The organism is Amycolatopsis sp. MJM2582, from assembly GCF_000754115.1.
Classification (GTDB): Bacteria; Actinomycetota; Actinomycetes; order Mycobacteriales; family Pseudonocardiaceae; genus Amycolatopsis; species Amycolatopsis japonica.
In genome coordinates this window covers 1441370-1465186 of the sequence record NZ_JPLW01000001.1, presented here as the reverse complement: position 1 = coordinate 1465186, position 23817 = coordinate 1441370, and the positions used below count along the sequence as shown (strand labels likewise).

Here is a 23817-nt window from a genome sequence, read left to right as displayed (position 1 = left end):
GGATGGACGATGCTGACCGGTGAACTGATCCGCTTGCGCCCGCTGGAACCCGAGGACGCGGACACGCTGTGGCGCTGGCACAACGACCCGGAGGTCACGCGCTGGCTGCCCGCGGACCACCCGGAATCCCTCGCCCAGATCCGCGAACGCTTCACCCACCGGAAACCCAACAGCTTCAGCCAGGTGGATTTCGCGATCGAGAGCCTCGCCGTCGGCACCTTGATCGGCACCTGCACCCTGCGCGACGCCACCCCGGAGCAGGGCCGCGCGGAACTCGACATCTACCTCGGCGAGAAGGACCACTGGGGCGGCGGCTACGGCACCGACGCCATGCGCACGCTCTGCCGCTACGGCTTCGACATGATGCGGCTGCACATGATCGCGCTGTGGGTCGTGGTCGACAACGAGGCCGCGATCCACATCTACAAGAAGCTCGGGTTCCAGGTGGACGGCAGGCATCGGCAGTCGTTCCGCGGCCAGAACGGCCAGTGGCACGACGAGTACCTGATGAGCCTGCTCGAAGGGGAACTCCGCTAGTCGTTCAGTCCTTTCGTGAGCCTGGCGGGTGCTTTCATCCGCCAGGCCTCCTCGATGAGTTCGCTCAACTGTGCCTTCTCCACCTTCTCGAGGTCGACGAGGATCGCGCCGTAGCCGTCGTAATGCGGCGTGGTGAAGTACGCGGGGTCGCCGGAAGCCAGCAGGGCCTCCTTCTCCGCGTGCTCGCACAGCAGCATCAGCCCGCCCTCGGCCTCGGTGCGTAGCCGGGCGAAGTTCTTGCCCGCGACCTTGAGCGACGGCGTGCGGTACGACGTGGACTCCTCGACCTCCGGCAACCTGCCCGCCAGAGCCACGACTTCTTCCCAGGTCGTCATGGCGGACATTGTGCCCTGGGTCACTGACAAAACCACCCCGTTGACGTCATGAAAGGGCCGTTCAGGACGAAAAACGTCAGGAACAGCCCTTTCATGACACTCGCGGGAGCTACGGCAGGACGGTGATCCGGTCCGCGGGCGGCGGAGCGATGCCCGGGTGCGCCGCGAAGTACGCGATCAGCGCGTCCAGGTCCACCGGACCACCCGACAGGTTGGTCCCCTTCGTGAACTCGGTGAAGCCGTCCCCGCCGGCCGCGAGGAAGTTGTTCACCGAAACGCGGTACGACGCCGCCGGGTCGATCGGCGCGCCGTCGAGCGTCAGGTTCGAAACGCGCGAACCCTGTGCCGCCGACGCCGAGTACGAGTACTTCAGCGACTTCGAGATCTGCAGCGTGCGCACGACGCCGTTGGCCTGCCACTGCTGTTCGAGCACGTTCTTCAGGTTCGCGCCGGTGAGCGTGATCGTCTGCATGATGTTCGCGAACGGCTGCACGGCGAACGCCTCGCCGTAGGTCACGACACCGTCGCCTTCGCCGGCGGGCGACGACGCGTAGGTGAAGTCCGTGCGGATACCGCCCGGGTTCGTCATCGCGATCTGCGCGCCGTTCGATTTCGTGGCTTCGAGCTGGGCGTCGGCGATGACGTCGCCCAGCGGCGACTCACCGGACGCGGCGCCCTTGGCGACCAGGTCCGCGGTGATGGTGCCGACGGCCTTGTTCGCGATCGGCGCGGCCTTGGTCTTCGCCTCGTCGATCAGCTTCACCACGTCGGCGTCCGGGGTGACGTCGCGGGTGACGATCTGGTTGTGCGCCTTGGTCTCGCCGCGGACGACGTCGCGGGTCCGGCGGTCGATCTTCAGGTCGACGACCGACAGCAGACGGCCGAACGACGCGCCCTGGATCACCGGACGCGGTGCGCCGTCGGGATCGTTGATCACGCAGTTGTACTGCTGGTGGCTGTGCCCGGTGAAGATGGCGTCCACTTTGGACGTCACCTTCTGCGCGATCGCGGTCGCCGCACCCGGCTTGACCTTGCACTCGTCCGGACCGGCGGTCTCGGAGTTGTCGCCCTGGTGCAGCAGTACGACCTGCGCCTTGACCCCGAAGAAGTCGAGCAGCTTGGCCGTGCGGTCGATGGCCTGGACCTCTTCGCCGAACTTGAGGCCCTTGATCGCCTCCGGGGTGACGACCTGCGGCAGATCCTTCAGCGTGGCGCCGATGACGCCGATCGGGACGCCGCCGGAGACCTTGATGCTGAACGGCAGCAACGCCGGGACGCCGTTCTCGTAGTACACATTGGACCCGAGGAAGGGGAAGTTCGCGCCCTTGAAGGATTCGCGGAACTGGCAGCCGTCGGTGGGGTGACAGCCGCCGTGCTGCATCCGGCGGAGTTCCTTGAGGCCCTCGTCGAATTCGTGGTTGCCCACCACGGAAGCCTCGACGCCGAGCCGGTTCAGCAGCTCGACGGTCGGCTCGTCGTGGAACAGCGCCGAGATCACCGGCGACGCGCCGATGCTGTCACCGGCCGACAGGACGACCGAATTGCGCGCTTCGCCGCGAAGCTTCTTCAGGTGCGTCGCGAGGTAGGCGGCGCCGCCAGCGTTGACGGTACTGCCGTCGGGCAGCGTGACGCGGCCGCTCGAACCGGACGGCGGTTCGAGGTTGCCGTGCAGGTCGTTGAACGTGATCAGCCGGACGTCGGTGGTCGCCGACGCGGCGGACGCGGGCGCGGCGACGGCGGCCAGCGCGGTCAGCGCGGCACCGGCGACGACGGCCAGCCGGGTGGAGAGCTTCATTGTTGGGCGCACGGCGGAGGAGTCTGCCTTGCGGGTTTGACCTTCACCAGAGGAAAAAGGAGGACGATAGGCAACCGTCACATGGCGCGCGCACTGCCGTCGAGCAGTACCCGCGAGCCATTAACTGCTACCGGCGGTAACAGGTAAATAAAGACGCTCACGCCGCCGGGTGACGTCGTTCGGCATCGGCTCCAGTTCACCCGTCGCGATGAACCCGAGCTTCAGATACAGCCGCCGCGCCCGGTCGTTGTCCTCCGCGACGTGCAGCCACACCTCGCGCGCGCCGTCGTCCTCGGCCGCCGACCGCACCTCGCCCATCAACCGGGTGCCCAGCCCCCGGCCCCGGGCTTCGGGCGCGACCCACATCGAGTAGAGGATCCAGCCGTCGTCCCGCGCCCGTCCGGCGACGAGACCGACCGGACGCTCGTCGTCGAAGGCGGCGAACCAGACGTCGCCCGCCAGCTTCGCGAGCCACTCCTCGTCGGATTGCGCGCTTTCGGCCGCGGCGATCGAGCCGTAGTTCTCGGGAGTGTCCGTCAGGGCACGCAGGCGGATCTCGCGGAAGACGTCGAGGTCCGAGGGGACGAGCCGTCGAACGAGCAACATCCGGGCAGAATCCCACGTCGAGCGGCGGATCGGGGAACGAATATCGCCGATCGGCCAAGATCGGGGTCGGCCACTCGGCCGATCCGGCGCCGTCCGCCGCGGCCCTTCGACCGAAGTGGCGGACCCTTCGTGATCCATAACGTCGTGGTCATGACGAACGCACAGGTCACCGCCCTGCAGTACGGCTTGATCGGCTTCTTCGCGCTCTGGGCGACGGTGCTGATCCCGCAGCTGATCGTCCTGCACGCGCGGCACGGCCGAGTGCGGCTTCGTCCCGTCCTGACCATGGCCGCCGTACTGCTCTACGCGACCATGACGGTGGCGGTGACCTTCCTGCCGCTGCCCGGCCCCGGTGTCAAACGGCTGAGCCAGACCGTGCAGCTGAACCCCTTCCAGTGGGTCGCCGACATCCACACCGAACTGCTCAAGCACGGGCTGCCGATGGCCGACTGGTTCACCACGCAGACCTTCCAGCAGGCCACCATGAACGTGCTGCTGTTCGTCCCGCTCGGTTTCTTCGCCAGGACGCTCTGGAAGCGCGGCCTCGTCGGCACGACACTGATCGGCTTCGCCGCTTCGCTGCTGATCGAGGTCACGCAGCTGACCGCGAACTTCGGCACCGCGCCCTACGTCTACCGGATCTTCGACGTCGACGACCTGCTCAACAACACCGGTGGCGCGATGCTCGGCTGGATCGCCGGGGCCCTGCTGCTCAGCCTCGTGCGGAAGCCCGTTCCCTCAACGGTCGAGCTTCAGCTTCCGCGCCGCGAGCGGGTCGATCTCGCCCAGGTCCGCTAGCCTCGCCTGCCGTCGCTGGGCCGCGCGCCGCGCGGCCCGCCGGTCTTCCGCGATCACCAGCACGGTGGCCACGACGAAGATCAACGCGACCAGGCCGAGGATGAGCGAGAGCTGCAAAACGCCTCCTCGGAACGACCTTGTGTGCGAGATCACAAACAGTACGCACATCGTGCTGAGTTGACCACCCCTTGAGACGAAAGTGGGTGTCGCAGGCCACTCGGGGCTCGCCGAGAACCAGGTCCGGTCTTCGGTGTGCCAGCGTTCGAAGGTCAGGCCTGCGCTGGTCAGGGCAGCTTTCAGGGTCTGCAGGTCCAGCCGTCGGCAGGTGAACGCCTGGCTCCACCACCGGATGCCCGCCGAGTACCGCACGACGGCCGAGAGCAGGTCGCCGTCACGGACGACCTGACCGAGCCGGACGTCGACCTCGCCGAGCGTGCCGCCCTGACCGTCGCGGACCGAGTCGAACCACTCCGGCGGATGCCATTCGACGAGCACCCGCCCGCCGGGCGCGACATGCGCGCGGGCGGTGGCCAGGAAGGCCGCCCGATCGGCTTCCGAGGCGGTGTTGACCAGGTGGCTGCCGAGCAACACCACGTCGAAGACCCGGCCGAGCCGCAGGTCTTCGATCTTCGAGCACACCGTCTCGGCACGGACGTGGGCGAGCATCTCCGGCGAATCGTCCACCGCGACCACCGGATGGCCGAGCTCCAGCAACGCGTGCGTGACCCGCCCGGCGCCGCTGCCGAGCTCCAGGATCGGGGCCCCGGGCGGGGCCGCCGCGTGCACGATCCCCGGCTCGTCGCCGGGCGGCAACAGCCGGTACACCTCCACCGAACAGCCGTCCGCCGTGAACGCCCCCTGCTCCATACCCACCAGCGTGCCGGAAACTGGCCCGGTGAGGACCAAACCGACCAAGGACGAGCTGGCCGCCGCCTACGGCAAGACCATCGACGACGTCATCGCGCCCGATCTGGACGTGTTGTTCTGCGGGATCAACCCCGGCCTCTACTCGGGCGCCCTCGGCCTGCACTTCGCGCGGCCGGGGAACCGGTTCTGGCCCGCGCTGCACCGCGGCGGCTTCACCCCGCGTCTGTTCGACCCCAGTGAGCAGGAGGAACTGCTCGGCCTCGGTCTCGGCATCACCAACGTCGTCGCGCGGACGACAGCGCGGGCCGACGAGCTGACGCCGGATGAGTTCCGGGAAGGCGGCCGCCTGCTCACGGCGAGGGTCGCCGAATTCCGCCCACGCTGGCTCGCGGTGGTCGGGATCACGGCCTACCGGACGGCGTTCGGCCTGCCGAAGGCGAAGATCGGCCCGCAAGACACCGAGATCGGCGGAGCGCGGGTCTGGGTACTGCCGAATCCGAGCGGGCTGAACGCGCACTGGACGCCCGCGGCGCTCGGGGACGAGTTCGGGCGCCTTCGGGCCGAAGTCCACTCTGAGTAGTGAACGGGTCAGGATCTCCCGCCGGCGCGCTCATTCGAGCAAGAGATCCACAACCAGCTGATACGCAGAGTTTGCTGCGACGAAGCGATACATCTATGAGGGGGATATCGCGTCACGTGCTCCGACCTACCGACTCGTAATAGTTACGAGGTGTCATCTCTGTCCGGTCCCGCAGGGGGGACCGGTTGACGAGGGTGACCACGCCGGGGGGCAGTGGTCACCGAATGGACTTCCGAGTCCTCTCGTCCGGAGATGGCGGGCACGAAAACGGAGGGGTCCGTGATGCGAAGCATCGAGCCGAACCGAACGCAGGCCGGCAGGCCTGGCGGACTGTCGCCAGGCGGCCGCGGACTCGGCGTGGCCGCCGTCGATCCGATCCCGATCTTCTGCGAGGGGTTGAGCTCGCTGGTCCACCGCACGCCGGGACTGACGTGGCTCGGCCACGCGGCGAGCCATCATGCCGCGCTCCAGCTGTGCGAACAGCTCAAACCGGACGTCATCGTGCTGGATTCCGCGCTCGACCCGAACTGCCATCTGTCCCGGCTGCTCAGCGGCGGCGACCCGGCGCTGGTCATCATCACGATGATCAGGGACACCAACCGCACCCAGCAGTACCTCGCCGCGGCGATCGCGGCGGGCGTGCACGCGATCGTGCCGAGGGCGACCGACGGACGGCACCTGGCCGAGGCGATCCGGCGCGCGCACAGCGACCGCCGCTACATCGATCCGACGCTGGCCGCGCTGACGGCGCGGCCGAAGCGCCAGCCCGTGCTTCCGAAACCGGGCGACGCCCCCAAGCCGGCGACCGCGCGCGGCCTGATGCCGCTGTCCCGCCGCGAGTACCAGGTCCTGCAACTGGTGGCCGAGGGGCTGGAGAACTCCGGGATCGCGAAGATCCTGTTCCTGTCCGTCGAAACCGTGCGGACGCACGTCAAGAGCATCTTGCGCAAGCTTTCGGCCCGCGATCGCACGCACGCCGTGACGATCGCGTTCCGCTCCGGCATCCTGGTGGCGAACCCCGACGACGCGCACACCCCGGTCGAGCCGGCCGCCGCGGCTTCGATCGCGCCGTCACCCCGATGAACCAGCACCCAGGCCCCCCGAATTGCTGATTTACACATCACAACAGTGGCCATTCACTTGCCGCCGGTTACCCACAGGTAATATCCTGATGTTACCGGCGAGTAGGGACGTGTGCCCGGCCGGGGAGCCGAACACATTGGAGTGACGAAATGGGCCACTACAAGAGCAACGTCCGAGACCTGGAGTTCAACCTCTTCGAGGTCCTCGGCGTGCAGGACCGCCTCGGCAAGGGCGTCCTCGCGGAATCCGACGAGGAGACCGCCCGCGGCGTGCTGACCGAGCTGAACAAGCTCGCTTCCGGTCCCCTCGCCGACTCGTACGCCGACGCGGACCGCAACCCGCCGGTGTACGACCCGAAGACCTTCTCGGTGAAGATCCCCGAGTCGTTCAAGAAGAGCTACCAGGCGCTGATGGACGGCGAATGGTGGCGGCTGGGCCTGCCGAACGAGCTGGGCGGCTTCGGCCTGCCCCCGACCGTGCAGTGGGCCGCGGCCGAGCTCATCCTCGGTGCCAACGCGCCGCTGTTCATGTACATGGCGGGCCCGAACTTCGCCGGCATCGTCGACAAGAACGGCACCGACGAGCAGAAGCGCTGGGCGCAGATCATGATCGACCGCGGCTGGGGCGCCACCATGGTCCTCACCGAGCCCGACGCCGGTTCCGACGTCGGCGCCGGCCGCGCCAAGGCCGTCAAGCAGGAGGACGGCTCCTGGCACATCGACGGCGTGAAGCGGTTCATCACCTCGGCCGAGAACGACATGGTCGAGAACATCATGCACCTGGTGCTGGCCCGTCCCGAGGGCCCCGGCATCGAGACCAAGCCCGGCACCAAGGGCCTTTCGCTCTTCCTCGTGCCGAAGTTCCACTTCGACGGCGAGACGGGTGAGCTGGGCGAGCGCAACGGCGCCTTCGTCACCAACGTCGAGCACAAGATGGGCATCAAGGCCTCCACCACCTGCGAGCTGACCTTCGGCCAGCACGGCACCCCCGCCAAGGGCTGGCTGCTCGGCGAGGTGCACGACGGCATCGCGCAGATGTTCCAGGTCATCGAGTACGCCCGCATGATGGTCGGCACGAAGGCCATCGCGACGCTGTCGACCGGCTATCTCAACGCGCTCGAGTACGCCAAGGAGCGCGTCCAGGGCGCGGACCTGCCGAACATGCTGAACAAGGCGGCGCCGCGCGTCACCATCACCCACCACCCGGACGTCCGCCGCTCGCTGATGCTGCAGAAGGCGTACGCCGAGGGCCTGCGCGCGGTGTACCTCTACACCGCGACCTTCCAGGACCAGGTGTGGACCGGCGAGGGCGACGAGGCTTCGCAGAAGGTCGCACACGGCGTCAACGACCTGCTGCTGCCGATCGTCAAGGGCGTCGGGTCCGAGCGCGCGACCGAGCAGCTCGTGCAGTCGCTGCAGACCCTCGGCGGGTCGGGCTTCCTGCAGGACTACCCGATCGAGCAGTACATCCGTGACGCGAAGATCGACTCGCTGTACGAAGGCACCACGGCCATCCAGTCGCTGGACTTCTTCTTCCGCAAGATCGTCCGCGACAAGGGCGCTTCGCTGGCCTACGTCGCCGGGGAGATCACGAAGACCATCGAGTCGGAGATCGGCAACGGGCGGCTCAAGAACGAGCGCGGTCTGCTCAAGCAGGCGCTCGAGGACACCCAGGGCATGCTCGGCTCGCTGATCGGCTACCTGACCTCGTCGCAGGAAGACCCGCAGAACATCAACAAGGTCGGCCAGCACACGGTCCGCCTGCTGATGTCGGTCGGCGACCTGCTCATCGGCTGGCAGCTCATCAAGCACGCCGAGGTCGCCATCGGCAAGCTCGACGCGGGCGCGTCGGCGAAGGACGTCCCGTTCTACGAGGGCAAGCTCGCCGTGGCGTCGTTCTTCGCGAAGAACGTGCTGCCTGAGCTGACGTCGCGTCGCGCGATCGTCGAGGCTGCGGACAACAGCCTCATGGAGATCCCCGAAGCCGCGTTCTAAACGGTTTCGTGACGAAGAGCCCTTTCCGGTCCGGAGGGGGCTCTTCGTGGTTTCGAGGGGGTTTTCCGGGGGAATTTCCGTGCTGAGTCCGCCCGTTGGCGGAGACCTCGGCAAAGGAGTCTCAATGACAGTCACCGGCATCATCACGGCGATCGTGGTCGGCCTGATCCTCGGGGTGCTCGGCAGGTTCTTCGCCCCCGGCAAGCAGTCCATCCCGATCTGGCTGACCATCGTCGTCGGTATCGTCGCCGCCTTCGTCGGCACGGCGATCGCCCGCGGGCTCGGCTACGCGGACACGAAGGGTTTCGACTGGCTCGAACTCATCACCCAGATCGTCATCGCCGGGATCGGGGTCACGCTGGCCGCCAACCTCTACGGACGCCGCGGTGTCACCCGGTAAGGGGTCTTGAGGCGCGACGAGCCGGTTTCGGTGTCACCGTGGGTTCACTCGATTCTCCAGCGAAGGAGGGACCATGTTGGGTGGCCTTTGGGGCATCATCACCACGATCGTGGTCGGGCTGATCCTCGGCGTCATCGGCCGGATGATCGCGCCCGGCGATCAGAAGATCCCGATGTGGCTGACGATCGTCGTCGGCATCGTCGCCGCGTTCATCGGCAACTGGCTGGCCGGCGTGTTCGGCGTCCGCGACACCGCGGGCATCGACTGGATCCGGCACGCCTTCCAGGTCGGCGCGGCCATCGTCGGCGTCATCGCCGCGGCCGCGATCTACGCCAAGGTCAAGGGCGGGCATCGCGCCGCGACCTGACCCAGGACTACGGTCGGCCCCTGTGACCACTCGACTCGAACTCGGTGGCCAGGGGCTGACCTCCCTGTCCGGCATCTCCCTCCCCGCGACGCTGGAGTACCTGGATCTGTACGACAACCGGCTCACGTCCGTTCCCGACGAGCTGTGGTCGCTTTCCGGACTCCGCGTGCTGAATCTGGCCACCAACCGGCTGACCTCCGTCTCGTCCGCCATCGGCGCCTTGCGGAATCTGCACACACTGGATCTGGGGCACAACGAACTTTCCGTCCTGCCGGACGAACTCGGCGAGCTTTCCGGACTGACCGAATACCTCTACGTGAGCGACAACCGGTTGACCGAGTTCCCCGCCGCGCTGTGTTCGCTCGGACGGCTGAAATACCTGGGGTGCACGGACAATCGCATCCCCACCCTTCCGGAGGATCTTTCCGGCCTGACGTCGCTGCGCGAATTCCGCTTGTACGGCAACGGCTTGACCGGGATCCCGGAATCGATGGGGACGCTTTCCGCGTTACGCGAGCTGCATCTGCGGAAGAACCTGCTGACTTCGTTGCCGTCCTCCATCGGGGATCTGAGCGAGCTGCGTCAGCTCGACCTGCGGGAGAACCGGCTCACCTCGCTGCCGGAGTCCATCACGCGGCTGTCCAAATTGGACAAACTGGATCTGCGGTGGAACAAGGAGCTGCGCGAACCTCCGTGGCTCGCGGACTTCGAGGCGCGAGGCTGCATGGTGCTGCGGTGAAGCTCAGGCCCGTTGGCGGAGCTGATGACGCACTCCGAAAGTGGCCGAACGCGTGAACCCGCCCTGGCCGAAGGCCCCGCTATCGCGGTGGCAGGGCGCCTGATCCGCCATCGTGACGGGGAAGACCAGGCGGCGCCCTGCCGACGTCGATCGCGGAGGCGGGTTCACCTATAGGCACTCAGGCGCAGATGATCGCGGTCCTCGGCGAGTAGGTCGCGTTACGGGTCTCCCGGCGGACCTCCGTACCGGTGACGACGTCGACGAGCACGCGGGTGTCCGAGGTGCTGAACCCGGCCGCGCCGGGATCCGGGACGCAGCCGGGCCCCGAGCCCATCTGCACCGGCTGGGGGACGTACGAGTGCCGCTCGCCGGCGACGCTCTGCACCGAAAACCGTTTCGTACCCCAGATCCGCACCGTCACCGAGCCGTTCGCGGGGATCACCTGGAGCGCGATCCCGGTCGGGGCGTCGTTGACGATCTGCAGCTCGACCGGCGAGCCGTCGGTGTTGATCGCCTTGGCGTCGCGCGCGACGGGATACCGGTCCAGGTAGTTGTCGTGCTCCAGATGGCCGCCGTCGGCGAGGCCCGCCAGGTACGCGGCGTTGTAGAGCGTGGTCGCGAGCTGCGAGACGCCGCCGCCGACCACGACCGGCCCGGTGCCGTCCTCGTTCACCGGGGCGGGCACGTAGCCCGCGTCCGCCGTCCTCGCCCCGGACCGCGCGCCGAGACTGAACCGCTCGTTCGGCTTCACGATGGCGCCGGAGACCCTGGCGGCCAGCGTCTGCACGTTCGTCATCGCCGACCCGCTCAAACCCGACGTGGTGAACTCGCCGATGACCTCGTTGATGCCGAGGACGTTCGCCGCCTCGGTGCTGACGGCCGGGCTGCTGGCGTCGTAGACCGCTTTCAGCTCCCGCTCTTCGCTCTTGGCGAGCGTCGAGGTCAGCGAGGAGAACGTGAGGTCCCAGTTGACCTTTCGCGCGTCCTTCGACGGCTGGACCGCCGGCCTGTCGCCGACGAAGACGATCTGCGCGTCCGCCCCGTCGGTCTCGGTCTCCTTGAGCTGCGGCTGCGCCACCGCCCGCAGTTTGCCCTGGTCGATACGGACTTCCAGGTTGCCGTCGTCGCGCGGGGCGAACTGGAAGGACCCCGCGATCACGTCCGGTTTCAGCGTCGCGTCCTTGCCCTCGCCGCGGATGACCAGTGGCTTCGCGACGGCCGGGACGACGATCTTGACGAGCGCCGCGTGCACCCCCGGCGAGGTCGCCTTCACGGGCGCGACGTTCACCTTGAACTCGACACCGTTGTCGCTCAGCCAGCCCTCGGTGACCGCGGTGACGGCCTCCTTGAGGTCGGCGAGGGTCTGCCCGTTCCGCGGTTCGACCGCGGCCGGGACGACACCGCCGTCGGTCCCCGCGACCGGCTGGAAGGTGATGTTCCCTTCGACCGGCGGACGGTTCAGCTTCGTGGCGGCGAGGTCCGAGACGGCCTTTTCGAGCTTCGGCGCGTCGGTCCAGGTGACGACGCCGACCTCGCGGCTGGTGAAGAACGACATCAGCCGCGTATACGGGCTCAGTGGCTGGTGACCGGCGCGGCCCAGTGTCTGCGGCCAGTCCAGGCCGAGGCCGGACGACGTCGGGTACAGCACCGTGCGGACGTCACCCGCCCGCACCCGGACCGGCTCGATCAGCCTCGGCTCCAGCTCACGGCGAAGCTTCGACTCGGCCTCCTTGTGCGTGAGACCGCCGACGTCGATCCCCGCGACCGTGACGCCGCGCGGGACGTCACCGGCGCTGACGATCAGGTCGACCGCGTACAGGAGCACGAACAGGCCCATGAGCACGCCGGTGACCATGAGGGCCTTGCCGAGGCCCTTGCGGAACTTCGACGCGGGCGTCGGCGGCGGATGCACCACCCTGTCGCCCTCGAAGAGCTCGTCTACCAGGCCCTCGTCGGTTTCCGGGGCCGAGAGGAGATCTTCGGTGAACAGGTCGGCGCCCGGCTCGTCATGGTCTTCGCGCACCGCCCCTCACCACCCCTCCCGTGGCTCGAGTTACAGGTACAACCCCGTGCCGTGTTCGGTCCGTTCGGTCGCCACGGCGTGGATGTCGCGTTCCCGCATCACCAGGTGCCCCTCGCCCTGGATCTCGACCTCGTGCTGGTCGTCCGGGTTGAACAGCACGCGATCGCCGGTCTTGACGTTCCGCACACTGTTGCCCACGCCCAGTACATCACCCCACGCGAGCCGCCGCGCCACCTGCGCCGTGGCGGGGATGACGATGCCGCCCGAACTTCGGCGCTCCCCGTCCTCGGGGGACAGCTTCACGAGCACCCTGTCCTGCAGCATCTGAATCTCGAGTTTCGGCCGATCTGACACAGGTACGACTCTACTTACCCGGGTCGCCCGCCATGACCAGGCTCAGCACGCTTTCTCCGCCGGTTTCGAACCGCACCGGCACACCCCAGTCCTGGCGGGTGATGCGGCAGGCGGGATGCTCGCCGCCGTCGTCACAGCTCGCCGCCTGCGCGACGACCTGCAGCACCCCTCCGGTGACGCCCTCGGCGAAGCGGAGCTTGCGGAACAGGTCCGTGCCCACTCCGGCGCCGTCGGCGAGCAGTTCCGGCGGCGACGCGCTGATCTCCAGCCGCGTCGACGGGCCGAACCGGTCGTCGAGCTTCTCGCCGGGCGGCGGGGTGAAGACGACGGAGAACTCCAGCTCACCCGGCGCGAGCACGGTCGGCGGACGGCGGACCGCGTGCGCGTCCCCGGCCACGGCCTGCTCCCCGAGCGGCACCGGCCCGATCCGGCCGCCCGCCGACTCGACGACCAGCAGTTCGCCGTCGTGCATCAGCAGTCCGGACGGTTCCGCGAGTCCGGTCGCGAGCGTGGTCACCTGGCGGGTGAGCGGGTCGTAGCGGCGGATGGCGCCGTTGTAGGTGTCGGCGATCGCGACGGTGTCGCCGGGCAGCACCGCGAGGCCGAGCGGATGCTGCAGCAGCGCCTTGTCGGCGGGTCCGTCGACGTGACCGAAGGAGAACAGGTCGACGCCGACCGCGGTGTGCACGGTGAACGTCTCGCCCTCGGGCTGGATCCAGCGCAACGCCGACGTCTCCGCGTCCGCCAGCCACAGCTTCTGCCCGTGGGGCGTCAGGCCGGACGTCTGTGCGAAGAACGCTTCGTGAACGTCGCCGTCACGCAGGCCCTCGACGGTCGTGCCCGCGAAGCGGCGGATGGTGCCCGAGACCGGCTCGAACACGCTCAGCGTGTGGTTGCCCGCCATGGCGACCACGACGCCGCCCGCGGGACCCCACCAGGCGACGTCCCAGGGGCTCGTGAGGTCGATGTCGAGCGCCTTGCCGGTGTCGACGCCGTCGCGCCACTGGCGGCCGGTGCCGGCGACCGTGGAGACCTCGCCGGTGATCAGATCGATACCGCGTAGCCGGTGACCGGCCGTGTCGGCGACGACGGCGTGATAACCCGCGCGCTCGGCGACCTCGTACGGCAAGAGGGTGATCCCGGACGGCTCGGTGAAGCTCGCCAGGTCGAAGGGGCCGTCCTGCGCGCCGCGCTCACCGCTGCCGAAGCGGCGGATGATCGTCTCGCCGTCGGAGGCGAACTCGACGATGGAGTGGTTGCCCATGTCGGCGACCAGGATGCGGCCTTCGGCGGTGGTGACGGCCTTGCTCGGGAACCGCAGCTCGGTGCGCTGCTCCTCGGCCGGGACGTACGGGCTGCCGCCGCGGCGGAGCGTGCCCTTGGCCTCGTGGGTCGCGACGAGGTCGGCGATCACCCGGCGCAGCGCCTCGGCGTGCCCCTCGCCGGCGGCGACGTGGACGACGTAACCCTCGGGGTCGACTACGACCAACGTCGGCCACGCCTTGACCGCGTATTGCGACCAGGTGGTCATCTTCGGGTCGTTGAGGACCGGGTGGTGCACCTCGTAACGGCGCACGGCGGCCTCGATCGCGGCCGCCTCGCCCTCGTGCAGGAACTTGGGCGAATGCACGCCGATGGTCACCAGGACGTCGGCGAACTCGGCCTCCAGCGGGCGCAGCTCGTCCAGCACGTGCAGGCAGTTGATGCAGCCGCTGGTCCAGAAGTCCAGCAGGACGACGCGGCCGCGCAGCCCGGCGAGCGTGATCCGCTCGCCGCCGGTGTTGAGCCACCCGTCACCGGCGAGCTCGGGGGCACGCACACGGGACTGCGTTCGTGGGGAAGTCACGACATGAGTGAACTACACGCGTGGCCGTGCTGTTCCGAGGTCCAGGCGTTGAGAGGGCGAGCTCACCCCTCGGGAGGAGGCCCATGTGGGTGATGAGGGAGTGGTGTTAAAAGGGAAGGCGCCTTCGCGTTGCGCAATTTAGGCTCGAACACATGTCCACTGTTGAGCACGCCTTCACCATCGAGGAGGCACACGACCTCCAGGCGAGCTTGGCCGAACCCGTGCGTCCCGGGTTGAGCGAGGCCGAGCTCGACGACGTCGAAGCCCGCTTCGGCTTCCGGTTCGCCGCCGACCACCGGACGTTCCTGTCCGCCGGGGTGCCGATCGGCGACCGCTGGCCGGACTGGCGCTGCGGCAACCCCGATCAACTGCGAAAACGCCTAGACTGGCCGGTCGACGGGGTGCTTTACGACGTCGAACACAACGGCTTCTGGCTGCCGGACTGGGGCATGCGCCCGATCGACCTCGCCGACGCGCTTTCACGGGCGCGATCACACCTGGCGCTCGCGCCGCAGCTGGTACCCGTCTGCGGGCACCGGTATCTGCCCGGGATCGCCGGGAGCACGGGCTATCCGGTGCTGTCGGTGTATCAGACCGACATCGTCTATTACGGCTACGACCTGCGGGGATACCTGCAGCACGACTTCTGCGGCCGGCCGCTGGGCCCGCCGCCGGAGGGCGGGCCGCGGCGCGTCGAGTTCTGGTCGCGGTTCGTCGAATGAACGGTCCGTTCATGACTTGAGTTTGTGGAGTGGGGCCGCTACATGTGGTGGCGTTGAGCGTCGGGTGTCACCACATGTGCCCCAAGTGGTAGCAAAGGTCCCTTGCTCTTTTCGGTGATCCGGCACCGGCCGTGGTATGGGTCAGGACTCGGCGGCGGCCTTCAGCCGGGCCAGCGTCGCGGCGATGTTCGCCCGGTTGGCGTCGTCCCGCTTCCAGACCCCCGTGAACAGCGACGTCGGCCCGCGCAACCAGCCCGGCCGCCGGTCCCACGTGCTCTCGACGGCCACGCAACCGTCGCCCGACGCCTCGATGTCGTACTGCCAGCGCGCGACGGGAAGCCCGGCGACGGTGGTCACCTCGAACGCGAACCGCTTGCCCTCATCGGCGTCCGTGATCGTCGAGAGCGTGCTCCAACGACGGAGACCGCGGCGGTTCCGGCCGCGGAACTTGGCGCCGACAGCCGCCCCCGCGGCTCCCACCCAGCGGTGTCCCTCGTACTCCTCGGCCATGCCCGCGAGCGCACCCGGGTCACTGACCAGTGAATACACCTTCTCGGGCGGTGCGGCGATCGCGATCTTTCCGGTGGCGCTGGGCTCCGTCATGACATACCTCCGTACTGAGGGTATGTGAAATACCCTCAGTTGTCCCGGCGGAGCATGCGACTGATCCCGGCCGCGACCGTCGTCGCCAGCACCCAGCCCGACGCGGTGAACCCGGCCGCGACCCAGTTGTCCATGCCGTGCATGTACCAGCGCGACTTGTTGCCGAAGTCGACGATCGGGACCAGCAGGTCGATCGTGTACAGCACCGGATTCCACTGCAGTCCGGTGTCGTCCTGGTTGACCAGGCAGCGCGGCCCGCTCACCGTGAGATTGGGTTTGGTGACGCAGTCGTCGACCCCGAACCCGAACCACAGACTGCCCAGCACCAACAACGTCAACAGCCAGCCGAGCGCACGCACCGGACGGAAGCCGTAGCCGACCATCGACCGCTGCAACCAGCTCCACACGTGCACGCCGGGCCCGAAGAACTTGAAGCCCTTCGCGAGCGCCTCGTACCGGAACTGCTGTTTCTTCAACAGCACCGTGGATGCGTGCTCTTCATTACCGGACGCGCGCAGCGTCGCCGCCAGCTGGTCGTAGGGGCCCGGGCGGTAACCGTCCATCGCTTTGCGCAGCAACACGATCCGATGGTCGATCGCCCGGTCGTCGTCGAGTGCGATGTCCTCTTGCAGTGCGTCGTAACGGAAATCCTCCAGCTCGATCCCCGTCGCCGACGCCCAGAACGCCTCGTTGTCGCCCAGCGTGCCGCAATGCGCCCGGCGCAGCACGATCCGGCCGTCCGGCGGCACGGCGGGCGTGAGCAGGAATTCGTCGGCCGACACGTCACTGCCGTCGAGCGCGATCCCGTGCTGTGGCAGGGAACCGAGCCGCGCACCGCGGAAGTCGACGCGTCGTGCGATCTGCGCGCCGTCGAGGTTGACCCCACCCTGCGCGACGAACGGGCGCTCCTTGTTCTCGGTGAGGATCAGATCCCGGCCGATCCGCGCGGTGCGGACGTCCAGCGAGTAGCTGGTCCGCGTGCGCGCGCCGGGCTCGGTCAGGCTCGTGCCGAAAAGGTTCACGCTGCCGCCGATCTCGGCACCCTGCAAGCGCAAGGTGCCCTGGACGGTCGCGTCCGTGAGCTGGAAGTTGCCCGCGATCTTCGCGCGCCGCGCGGAAAAGACGTCGCGGCGCGGGTGCAGGAACATCGAGTTCCACGCCAGCACGTTGCCACCGACGGTGATGTCGGCCATGCGCAACTGACCGGACGGCACCCGCAGGCTCGTCGCCTCGAGATCGCCGCCGATGGTGGTCCCGTCGAGATGGATCGCGCGGTCGTAGTAGGGAATGCTCTGCCCGCGGACGACCTGGACCTCGGCGCCCGCCAACCGCAGCGAACCGCCGATGCGGGCGTTGACCATCCGCAGCGTCCCGGTGGCCTGCATGCCGTCGCTAAGCTCGAGGTTCCCGTTGACCGTCGAGCGATCGGCGACCAACGCGGGCCGAGGATCGATGTACGGATCGTTCGATTTCCACGCGTCGACGACGATCGGCCCGGACTGGTTCACCGAGAGCTTGGCCTCGCGCAGGATGATGTCACTGTCCACAGTGGCACTCGGCAGGTACATGATCCCGCTGGCGGAGAAGCGTTTCCGCTGCGCGGCGGGCCCGTAGTTGTCCACCTCGCACAGCAGACTGCCGCCGATGTGGATGCCGTTGCCGTTGAGCGCGAAGCCGTCCCGGTTGTTCAGCGTCGCTCCGGAGAAGTTGACGTTACCGCCGGCCCGCATACCCGGGATGCGGACTTCTCCGTTGGCCACCAACCGATACGCCAGTAGCGCGCCGACGATGTTGACCCGGTCGGCCTGGATCGCCTTTCCGCGAGGATGCGTGATCACCGTGCGGGTCAGCACGACCGAACCCTCGATGACCGCGTCGGTGAGATTGACCGCCGCGTTCGGCATCCCGCGCTCGCGATCGTCGCCGCGCTGGACCGTGGTCTCCTCGATCTCGTGCTCGGCGTCGACGTGCACGACACTGCGGATGAGGCGGACGTCGTTGCGGGTGCGGAGGTTGCGCGCCTTGAGCCCGGGCAGCCAGCACTTGCGGAACACGAGCCCGAGCAGATGCGCCTCGCGGACGTCCGGCGGATGCTCGAACCGGCACCGCTCGAAGCGGAACAGATACTTGATGTCGGCGGCGCGCAGATCGAGCGTCCCGGTGATGTACGCGTCCTCGACCTGCACGATCGGCGCGTTGGTCGCCTGGCGGCGCCACCGGAGCAGCCCCGTCGTCCCCGGCTTCATCAGCTCGGACGCCGGGACCTCGTACCGCTTGTCGGGGTTCGGGTCGAACGGGTCGAGCGGCGGCAAGGACGTGTCGCCGTTCTGGTCACCTTCCCCCGGATCGCGCGGCCCGTTGTTGCGCCGAAAACCCGGCATGGTTTCGCTTCCCTCCCCCGTCGTTCCTCGGCCCCCAGCGAAGCCGATCACGCACGGGGTTCGCAAGTGGCCCGGGACAGTGGACCGGAACCTGCCACGGGATCGCGACGGCAGAACGGCCGACTCGGGTGCTGGAACAGGCCGTTTGCGGCGGCGGTGGTGATCTTGGGCGGATTCGCCGCCGGTTGCGCGGTTCGCTGCTACGGTCACTCACCGGAGTCGGCGGTGGACAACAAGTTGGTCGCGGCCGTTGGGAGAAACCATGACACGACCGGGAAGCGCAGGTGATTACGCCGAGGCCGACTTCGGGACCTCGAAGCAGATCCGCACCGCCCATCGAAGTCAAGAACAGATCGTCCTCGACGCCCTCCTGCGGATCGGGAAGACCGCCTGATGCGATCCACCGCCATGTTCCTGACCTCGGCGACACTGGCATCGATCGCGTCGCTCGGAGGCTGCGGCGACGAGAATGCCGACACCCCGCCCTCGATCAAACCTCCATCCGCCGGAGCTCCTGCCGTGACAGATCCGATCACGAACACCTCGGCGGTCGAATCAGACCCGTGCGCTGCTATTCCCGCCGCGGAGATCGAAGCCATCGCTGGGAAGGTCAAGCGGACACGTGCCGAGGACACGACCTCGGGCGCGGCTTGCACCTGGGTCTTCGGCAACAAAGACGGACTAGGCGCCCTCTACACGCAGCACGCTTCGGGAAGCCTCACGACCTTCAAGCCAGTGGATCCGATAGAGGGATACCCCGCCGTCGTATATGCCAACGGGGGCGAAGGCAAGGGAAACCGCACTCTCACCGTCGGTGTTCGGGACGACCTCGTCTACAACTTGACCCCGCGGCTTTCCAGCGAGCGCCCGTCCTATTCGGACCCCTGCGGCCTGGCGGTCAAGGTGGCCGCGGCGGCGATCAAGAACCTCAAGAAGTCCTGATCAGGCAAACCGGCTTTCCACGGCAAAACACACTGGTTCGTCCCACCTTTCGATGGTGATCTTCCGCGAAGGGGCTGATCAACGCTTTACCTGCTGCTATCGTCACCGGTTGGAGTCGGTAGGGAACTACGGGTAGGTCGCGCCCCATCGCGGCCCGTGCGGGGAGGCACGACATGACAGGACCGGGAAGTGGCCCTCAGGGGGTCTACAACCAGCTCAACACGACACCGCAGCAGGCCCCGCCGCCGGGCTCGGGGTTGATTCAGGGCGCCGCCGCGGCACCGCCACCGCCTGGTCCGCCGCCGAACTACACCGAACTGGGTAGCGGCCAGGCGAAGGCCGACTTCGCGGCCGCCTCGGCGAACGGGGGCTGGGAGTTCGATCCGGTGGCGATGGACCACGTGATCAAGTCGCTCGAGGACTGCATCGACACCGACTTCCGCCTGGCACAGAACGAAGCCACCTGGCTGACGCAGATCAAACCGCCCGGCGATGAGGTCGGCAGCCAGGGCTACACGACAGCCGCCAACGCATCTGGCGCTGCCTACCAAGCATTTCTCAAGGGTGCTCAGGACTACACCACGTCCTATGTCAGGACTCTTAAGCAGATCCGGACCGCCTATCAAGCACAGGACCAGGCGGCGATCGACGCGCTCCGCCAGATTGGAAAAGTCGACTGATGCGACCCACAGCTGCCTTCATCACCCTCGCGACGTTGGCCTCGGTTGCCTTGCTCGGTGGCTGCAGCGATCAGAAGTCCGGCACACCCACACCGACGAGCGCACCCTCCTCCACCGGACTGCCCTCTAACGGAGCTCCGGCCGTGGCCGATCCGATCACCAACACCGCGGGTGTGGAGACAGACCCGTGCAGTGCGATCCCCAACCCGGTGATCGAATCCATCGGCGGCAAGGTCAAGCGGACCGATCTTGAGAAGTTGAGTATGGGCAACTCCTGCGCTTGGATCTTCCAAGAAGCGCCGAACACCGTCAGCGCGGGGCTCGTCACCGGGAACAAGGACGGCCTGAGCGCCTTGTACGCACAGAACGCGACTGGTGGCCTCACCACCTTCAAGCCGGTCGATCCGGTCAACGGGTACCCAGCGGTCATCTACGCCAACGGTGGCGAAGGCAGGGGAACCTGCACTCTCGCCGTCGGTGTCCGAAACGACCTCGTCTACACCGTTATCCCGCGCCTGAGTGATGACCACCCTTCCTTTTCAGACCCATGCGGGATGGCGACCAAGGTCGCTGAGGCAGCGCTCAAGAATCTCAAAGGGGCGTAGGCCATGACCTACAGTGGCTGGGAGATCTTCACCAAGCTCAATACCTACCCCGAAACCACGGCGACCCTGGACAGGGCACAGCAGGCATCTCATAGCTTGATGGACACCCACGGGCGCATCAGCACGGCCATGGAGAAGAGCCAAACCGCCCTGAGTGCCTTCTGGAAGGGCAAGGCCGCCGACTCCGGAACAGCAGGCCTCGCCCCGCTCATCGCGACGTCCAAGATCGCCGGCGAGAACATGGACCGCGCCCGCCAGTCGATGTTCGATCAGAACGCCTCCTTCCATTACACGCGCGGCAATGTCCGCCCGGTCGAGAAGGAGCGCGCGGGGGACAGCGGGCCCGAGGACATCCTCTCCATCGGCGCGAGTGACGACGAGATCGCGGCGGCGAAGTTCGACGCCGACACCAAGCACAACGTCGAGATCTACGAGCCGTACTACCAGAGCACCCAGCCGCGGCAGCAGTCGCTCGCGCCGGTCTATCCGGCCGCGCATGATCCGAACGTGTCGGCGGGGCCGATCACGCCGGATCCGATCGATCCCGGGCAGACCAAGGTCAGCGGGTTCAGCGGCGGGCCGGGCGACTCCGGGCGGCACAGTGCTCCCGGTGGGTACACCGGTGGGCCGAGTTCGTACAGCGCGCCTCCGGGGGCCGAGGGGTATCAGGCGCCGAGGCCGCCGCAGGTTCCACCGGCGCCGCGGGTGCCGCAGATGCCGCGGCCACTCCCGTCTCCGCGGCCGAACGACCAGACCGACCTTTCCCGGGCGAACGACCGGATCCAAGCGAAGCCGATCGACTATCGCCAACCCGGCTTCGGGCCCGGCGGGCCGGGCACCGGTGGTCCCGGTGGCGGCAACGGCTTCGGGCCGGGATCGGGCGGTTTCAGTGGCGGTTTCGGGCCCGGCGGCGGGTTCGGGCCGGGTGGGTCGACGGGCGGGCCAGGGAGCATGGGGCCCGGTCGCGGCGTCGGCGCCGCGATGCCCGGTGAAAGCGCGATGCGCGGTACGCCGGCGGGCGGTGCCGCGGCGGCGGGTCGTCCCGGCGCGCCGGGTATGGGCGGCGGCGGCATGGGTGGCGGCGCCGGCAAGGGCAAGGGCGGCGAAGACGAGGAGCACCAGCGCAAGATCACGCTGCAGGAAGAGGACGGCGACTCCCTCTTCGGTGGTTACGACGGTGACAAGCCGGTTCCGCCGGTGATCGGCGCGTAACGTGCTGCAGAAACCCGTCGAACTGACGCTTCAGACCTACGAAACCCTGCTGGACCAACACAACCTCGGCGACATCCATCCGACGCTCGTCCGCGGCGCGCAGTGGTATCTGCCCGAGGAACGGCGTGAGCTCGCCGCCACCGCGCAGTCCGAATTGGACAGACAAGGACTGCTCAGACGCGGCAAGATCGACGACGAATTCCTCGACACACTGCGTTTCCTGCAGCGGCCGGCCGTGGAGTACTACTCGTGGGTGAAGTCCGAGGGACGTGAACGGACGGTTCGCGCCGCGGGAAGTGGCCGGGAAGCGGTCAGCGTCGTTCTGGTCGACAAGGTCGTCTACCTGACACCGACACGGCCGGACACGCTGGCGCAGGATTTCACCGGTCTGCTGCCCGAGGCACCCGCCGCGCGCACGCCGTCCTTGAACTGCTCGGAAGCCGATCTCCAGGTCCTGATGAAGGGCGAAATGCTCACCGGCTCCGGCCCGAGCATCCGCGACGCCAAGAAGATCCTCCAATGGATCCGGTCGCCGCACACCTTCTTCGGCAGGCTTTACGTCGCCATCCGTGACGGCGGCGGCAACCGGAAACGCGTCGAAAGGCCGCCGGGCTGGATGGACACCGAACACGGCCGCGTCGTGTTCGGCCCGGACGCCAAGGGCTGGGTGAGCCTCATGGGCGCCGGGCCGCACGAAATCATCGCGAAGGTCGTCCAGCTGGAGTCGCAGCTTCGCGGACGCTAGCCCTGGTGGTTCGGGTTCAGGACCCGCGAGAGGAACGTCTTCGTGCGCTCCTCCTGCGGGTCCCCGATCACCTGGTCCGGCGCGCCCTGCTCGACGACGACGCCACCGTCCATGAACAGCACGATGTCGGCCACTTCACGCGCGAACTGCATTTCGTGCGTGACGACGAGCATCGTCATACCCTCTTGCGCGAGTTGCCGCATGACCGCGAGGACGTCGCCGACCAGTTCCGGGTCCAGCGCCGACGTCGGCTCGTCGAACAGCATGACGTCGGGATCCATCGAGAGCGCCCTGGCGATCGCGACGCGCTGCTGCTGCCCGCCGGAAAGCTGTGTCGGCAGCGAAGACTCCTTCTCCGCCAACCCGACCTTCGCGAGGTTCTCCCGCGCGACGCGTTCCGCCTCTTCCTTGCCGCGCTTCAACACCTTGCGCTGAGCGACGGTGAGGTTTTCGAGCACGCTCAGGTGCGAGAAGAGGTTGAACGACTGGAAGACCATGCCGATCTTCGTGCGGGCGCCGTCGATGTCGACGTCCGGGTCGGTGATCTCGCTGCCGTTGACCACGATCTTGCCCTGCTGCGGTTCCTCGAGGAGGTTGACGCAGCGCAGCAGCGTCGATTTGCCGGAACCCGACGGGCCGATGATGCAGACGACCTGGCCGCGCTGGACCTCCAGGTCGATGCCCTTGAGCACCTCGAGCTCGCCGAACGCCTTGTGCAGTCCCGAAACTTCGACGATCGTCTGGGTGCTCATACCGTTCCTCCGCCGGGCACTCCGGCTCCGTATTTCTTCTCTAGCCGCTGCTGCAGGATCGACAGCGGAATGGTGATGACGAGGTAGCACAGACCGGCGACGACGATCGGGGTCAGGCCCTTGGCCTCCAGCAGCGCCTGACGGCTGAACTGCGCGAGTTCCTGCTGCGCCGGGGTGGTGCCGAGCAGGAACGCCAGCGAAGAGTCCTTCGTGAGCATGATCAGCTCGTTGGCCAGCGGCGGCAGGATGATCCGGAACGCCTGCGGGATCACGATGGTGATCATCGTGCGGGCGGGTGACATGCCGAGCGAACGCGCGGCCTCGATCTGGCCGCGCGGCACCGCCTGGATACCGGCGCGAATGGTCTCCGCCATGTAGGCCGAGGACACGATGCCCAGCGCCAGCATGATCGCGACGTTGCGCGGCAGCTGGGTGTTGAACGCCGTGGGCACACCGATGCCGACGGCGAGGAAGATCAGCAGCGCGGGCAGACCGCGGAAGAACTCGATGTACCCGCGCGCGAACCAGCGGTACGGGCCGACCGAGGAAAGTCTCATGAGGGCGAGCACGAGGCCCAGCCCGAGGCCGAGCGCGAAGCCCAGCGCGGTGAAGATGACGGTGTTCTTCAGCGCGACCGTGATCACGTCCGGGAACTGCTTGGCGGCGACTTCGAGGTCGAAGAACGCCTTGCCGATCTTGCTCCAGTCGGCCAGCAGCGCGAGCACGATGACGATCACCAGCAGCAGGACGTATTGCCCGGTCCGGAACGCCGAACGTCGCTGGCGGCGGCTCAAAGCCATTTCTCTCCTCAAACAGGTGGCGACAAACCTGTGGCCGGTGCGCGGGGCACC

General features: G+C 67.8%; 26 protein-coding genes. 15 read left to right on the top strand and 11 right to left on the bottom strand.

Annotated elements, in window-relative coordinates:
• Positions 1-9 precede the first annotated feature (9 nt).
• Complete coding sequence (locus ED92_RS07175; RefSeq protein ID WP_037334434.1) at positions 10-537, top strand: GNAT family N-acetyltransferase; 528 nt, start codon at positions 10-12, stop codon at positions 535-537.
• On the opposite strand, the gene ED92_RS07170 is transcribed toward ED92_RS07175, so the two are convergent.
• The 3 genes from ED92_RS07170 to ED92_RS07160 all read right to left on the bottom strand — a co-directional run bounded on the left by ED92_RS07170 (position 534) and on the right by ED92_RS07160 (position 3273).
• Positions 534-872 (bottom strand): MmcQ/YjbR family DNA-binding protein, encoded by a 339-nt coding sequence (locus ED92_RS07170; protein WP_037334431.1) that lies wholly within the window; start codon positions 870-872, stop codon positions 534-536. The two genes, ED92_RS07175 and ED92_RS07170, sit on opposite strands and share 4 nt — an antisense overlap.
• A gap of 109 nt (positions 873-981) precedes the next feature.
• The gene (locus ED92_RS07165) at positions 982-2667 is read right to left on the bottom strand and encodes a bifunctional UDP-sugar hydrolase/5'-nucleotidase (protein WP_037334428.1); all 1686 of its coding nucleotides are present in this window, start codon (positions 2665-2667) and stop codon (positions 982-984) included.
• Positions 2668-2787: 120 nt separating this feature from the next.
• Positions 2788-3273, bottom strand: coding sequence for a GNAT family N-acetyltransferase (locus ED92_RS07160; RefSeq protein ID WP_037334426.1), 486 nt, complete (start codon positions 3271-3273; stop codon positions 2788-2790).
• A 150-nt stretch (positions 3274-3423) separates the two neighbouring features.
• Here ED92_RS07160 and ED92_RS07155 point away from each other — a divergent pair, with 150 nt between their 5' ends.
• Entirely contained in the window at positions 3424-4071 is a 648-nt protein-coding gene (locus tag ED92_RS07155) for a VanZ family protein (RefSeq protein WP_037336175.1), read from the top strand.
• Here ED92_RS07155 and ED92_RS07150 read toward each other — a convergent pair.
• Positions 4012-4938 (bottom strand): bifunctional 2-polyprenyl-6-hydroxyphenol methylase/3-demethylubiquinol 3-O-methyltransferase UbiG, encoded by a 927-nt coding sequence (locus ED92_RS07150; protein ID WP_235213210.1) that lies wholly within the window; start codon positions 4936-4938, stop codon positions 4012-4014. The genes ED92_RS07155 and ED92_RS07150 overlap by 60 nt on opposite strands.
• A gap of 28 nt (positions 4939-4966) precedes the next feature.
• Here ED92_RS07150 and mug point away from each other — a divergent pair, with 28 nt between their 5' ends.
• The 6 genes from mug to ED92_RS07120 all read left to right on the top strand — a co-directional run bounded on the left by mug (position 4967) and on the right by ED92_RS07120 (position 10101).
• Positions 4967-5518: a G/U mismatch-specific DNA glycosylase gene (mug, locus tag ED92_RS07145; protein ID WP_037334422.1), complete on the top strand. Its 552-nt coding sequence runs from the start codon at positions 4967-4969 to the stop codon at positions 5516-5518.
• Between the two features lie 282 nt (positions 5519-5800).
• Entirely contained in the window at positions 5801-6601 is an 801-nt protein-coding gene (locus ED92_RS07140) for a response regulator transcription factor (RefSeq protein ID WP_037336170.1), read from the top strand.
• A 149-nt stretch (positions 6602-6750) separates the two neighbouring features.
• Positions 6751-8595 (top strand): acyl-CoA dehydrogenase, encoded by a 1845-nt coding sequence (locus ED92_RS07135; protein WP_037334419.1) that lies wholly within the window; start codon positions 6751-6753, stop codon positions 8593-8595.
• A gap of 124 nt (positions 8596-8719) precedes the next feature.
• Complete coding sequence (locus ED92_RS07130; RefSeq protein WP_037334416.1) at positions 8720-8995, top strand: GlsB/YeaQ/YmgE family stress response membrane protein; 276 nt, start codon at positions 8720-8722, stop codon at positions 8993-8995.
• Between the two features lie 73 nt (positions 8996-9068).
• Entirely contained in the window at positions 9069-9362 is a 294-nt protein-coding gene (locus ED92_RS07125) for a GlsB/YeaQ/YmgE family stress response membrane protein (protein ID WP_037334414.1), read from the top strand.
• Positions 9363-9384: 22 nt separating this feature from the next.
• Positions 9385-10101, top strand: coding sequence for a leucine-rich repeat domain-containing protein (locus ED92_RS07120; RefSeq protein ID WP_037334411.1), 717 nt, complete (start codon positions 9385-9387; stop codon positions 10099-10101).
• A 178-nt stretch (positions 10102-10279) separates the two neighbouring features.
• Here the strand turns inward: ED92_RS07120 and ED92_RS07115 are convergent, their stop codons facing one another.
• From ED92_RS07115 to ED92_RS07105, 3 genes are read right to left on the bottom strand one after another with little or no spacing between them, the layout of a single operon-like run.
• Positions 10280-12124 (bottom strand): VanW family protein, encoded by a 1845-nt coding sequence (locus tag ED92_RS07115; RefSeq protein ID WP_037334408.1) that lies wholly within the window; start codon positions 12122-12124, stop codon positions 10280-10282.
• A gap of 30 nt (positions 12125-12154) precedes the next feature.
• Positions 12155-12448 carry a co-chaperone GroES gene (locus ED92_RS07110; protein ID WP_007032412.1) on the bottom strand — a complete coding sequence of 98 codons (294 nt, stop codon included), beginning with the start codon at positions 12446-12448 and terminating at the stop codon, positions 12155-12157.
• 40 nt (positions 12449-12488) lie between these two features.
• On the bottom strand, positions 12489-14297 hold the full coding sequence (locus ED92_RS07105) for an NHL domain-containing thioredoxin family protein (protein WP_037334405.1): 1809 nt from the start codon (positions 14295-14297) through the stop codon (positions 12489-12491).
• A gap of 179 nt (positions 14298-14476) precedes the next feature.
• On the opposite strand from ED92_RS07105, the gene ED92_RS07100 reads away from it, so the two are divergent.
• On the top strand, positions 14477-15046 hold the full coding sequence (locus tag ED92_RS07100) for a hypothetical protein (protein WP_037334403.1): 570 nt from the start codon (positions 14477-14479) through the stop codon (positions 15044-15046).
• Positions 15047-15187: 141 nt separating this feature from the next.
• Here the strand turns inward: ED92_RS07100 and ED92_RS07095 are convergent, their stop codons facing one another.
• Positions 15188-15649, bottom strand: coding sequence for an SRPBCC family protein (locus ED92_RS07095; protein ID WP_037334400.1), 462 nt, complete (start codon positions 15647-15649; stop codon positions 15188-15190).
• Between the two features lie 35 nt (positions 15650-15684).
• The gene (locus tag ED92_RS07090) at positions 15685-18030 is read right to left on the bottom strand and encodes a hypothetical protein (protein ID WP_037334397.1); all 2346 of its coding nucleotides are present in this window, start codon (positions 18028-18030) and stop codon (positions 15685-15687) included.
• 262 nt (positions 18031-18292) lie between these two features.
• Between ED92_RS07090 and ED92_RS43635 the strand changes: the two genes are divergently transcribed.
• From ED92_RS43635 to ED92_RS07065, 6 genes are all read left to right on the top strand, one after another.
• The gene (locus ED92_RS43635; RefSeq protein ID WP_255355305.1) at positions 18293-18424 is read left to right on the top strand and encodes a hypothetical protein; all 132 of its coding nucleotides are present in this window, start codon (positions 18293-18295) and stop codon (positions 18422-18424) included.
• On the top strand, positions 18424-18972 hold the full coding sequence (locus tag ED92_RS07085; protein WP_235213209.1) for a DUF3558 family protein: 549 nt from the start codon (positions 18424-18426) through the stop codon (positions 18970-18972). Before ED92_RS43635 ends, ED92_RS07085 begins: the two co-directional genes overlap by 1 nt.
• A gap of 173 nt (positions 18973-19145) precedes the next feature.
• Positions 19146-19652, top strand: coding sequence for a PE domain-containing protein (locus ED92_RS07080; RefSeq protein WP_037334394.1), 507 nt, complete (start codon positions 19146-19148; stop codon positions 19650-19652).
• Complete coding sequence (locus ED92_RS07075) at positions 19652-20257, top strand: DUF3558 domain-containing protein (RefSeq protein WP_037334391.1); 606 nt, start codon at positions 19652-19654, stop codon at positions 20255-20257. Before ED92_RS07080 ends, ED92_RS07075 begins: the two co-directional genes overlap by 1 nt.
• 3 nt (positions 20258-20260) lie before the next feature.
• Positions 20261-21469 (top strand): hypothetical protein, encoded by a 1209-nt coding sequence (locus tag ED92_RS07070; protein WP_037334388.1) that lies wholly within the window; start codon positions 20261-20263, stop codon positions 21467-21469.
• Between the two features lies 1 nt (position 21470).
• Entirely contained in the window at positions 21471-22214 is a 744-nt protein-coding gene (locus ED92_RS07065; RefSeq protein WP_037334385.1) for an ESX secretion-associated protein EspG, read from the top strand.
• Here ED92_RS07065 and ED92_RS07060 read toward each other — a convergent pair.
• Both ED92_RS07060 and ED92_RS07055 read right to left on the bottom strand, forming a co-directional pair.
• Positions 22211-22966, bottom strand: coding sequence for an amino acid ABC transporter ATP-binding protein (locus ED92_RS07060; protein ID WP_037334383.1), 756 nt, complete (start codon positions 22964-22966; stop codon positions 22211-22213). The genes ED92_RS07065 and ED92_RS07060 overlap by 4 nt on opposite strands.
• Complete coding sequence (locus ED92_RS07055) at positions 22963-23766, bottom strand: amino acid ABC transporter permease (RefSeq protein WP_037334379.1); 804 nt, start codon at positions 23764-23766, stop codon at positions 22963-22965. Before ED92_RS07055 ends, ED92_RS07060 begins: the two co-directional genes overlap by 4 nt.
• Positions 23767-23817 lie beyond the last annotated feature (51 nt).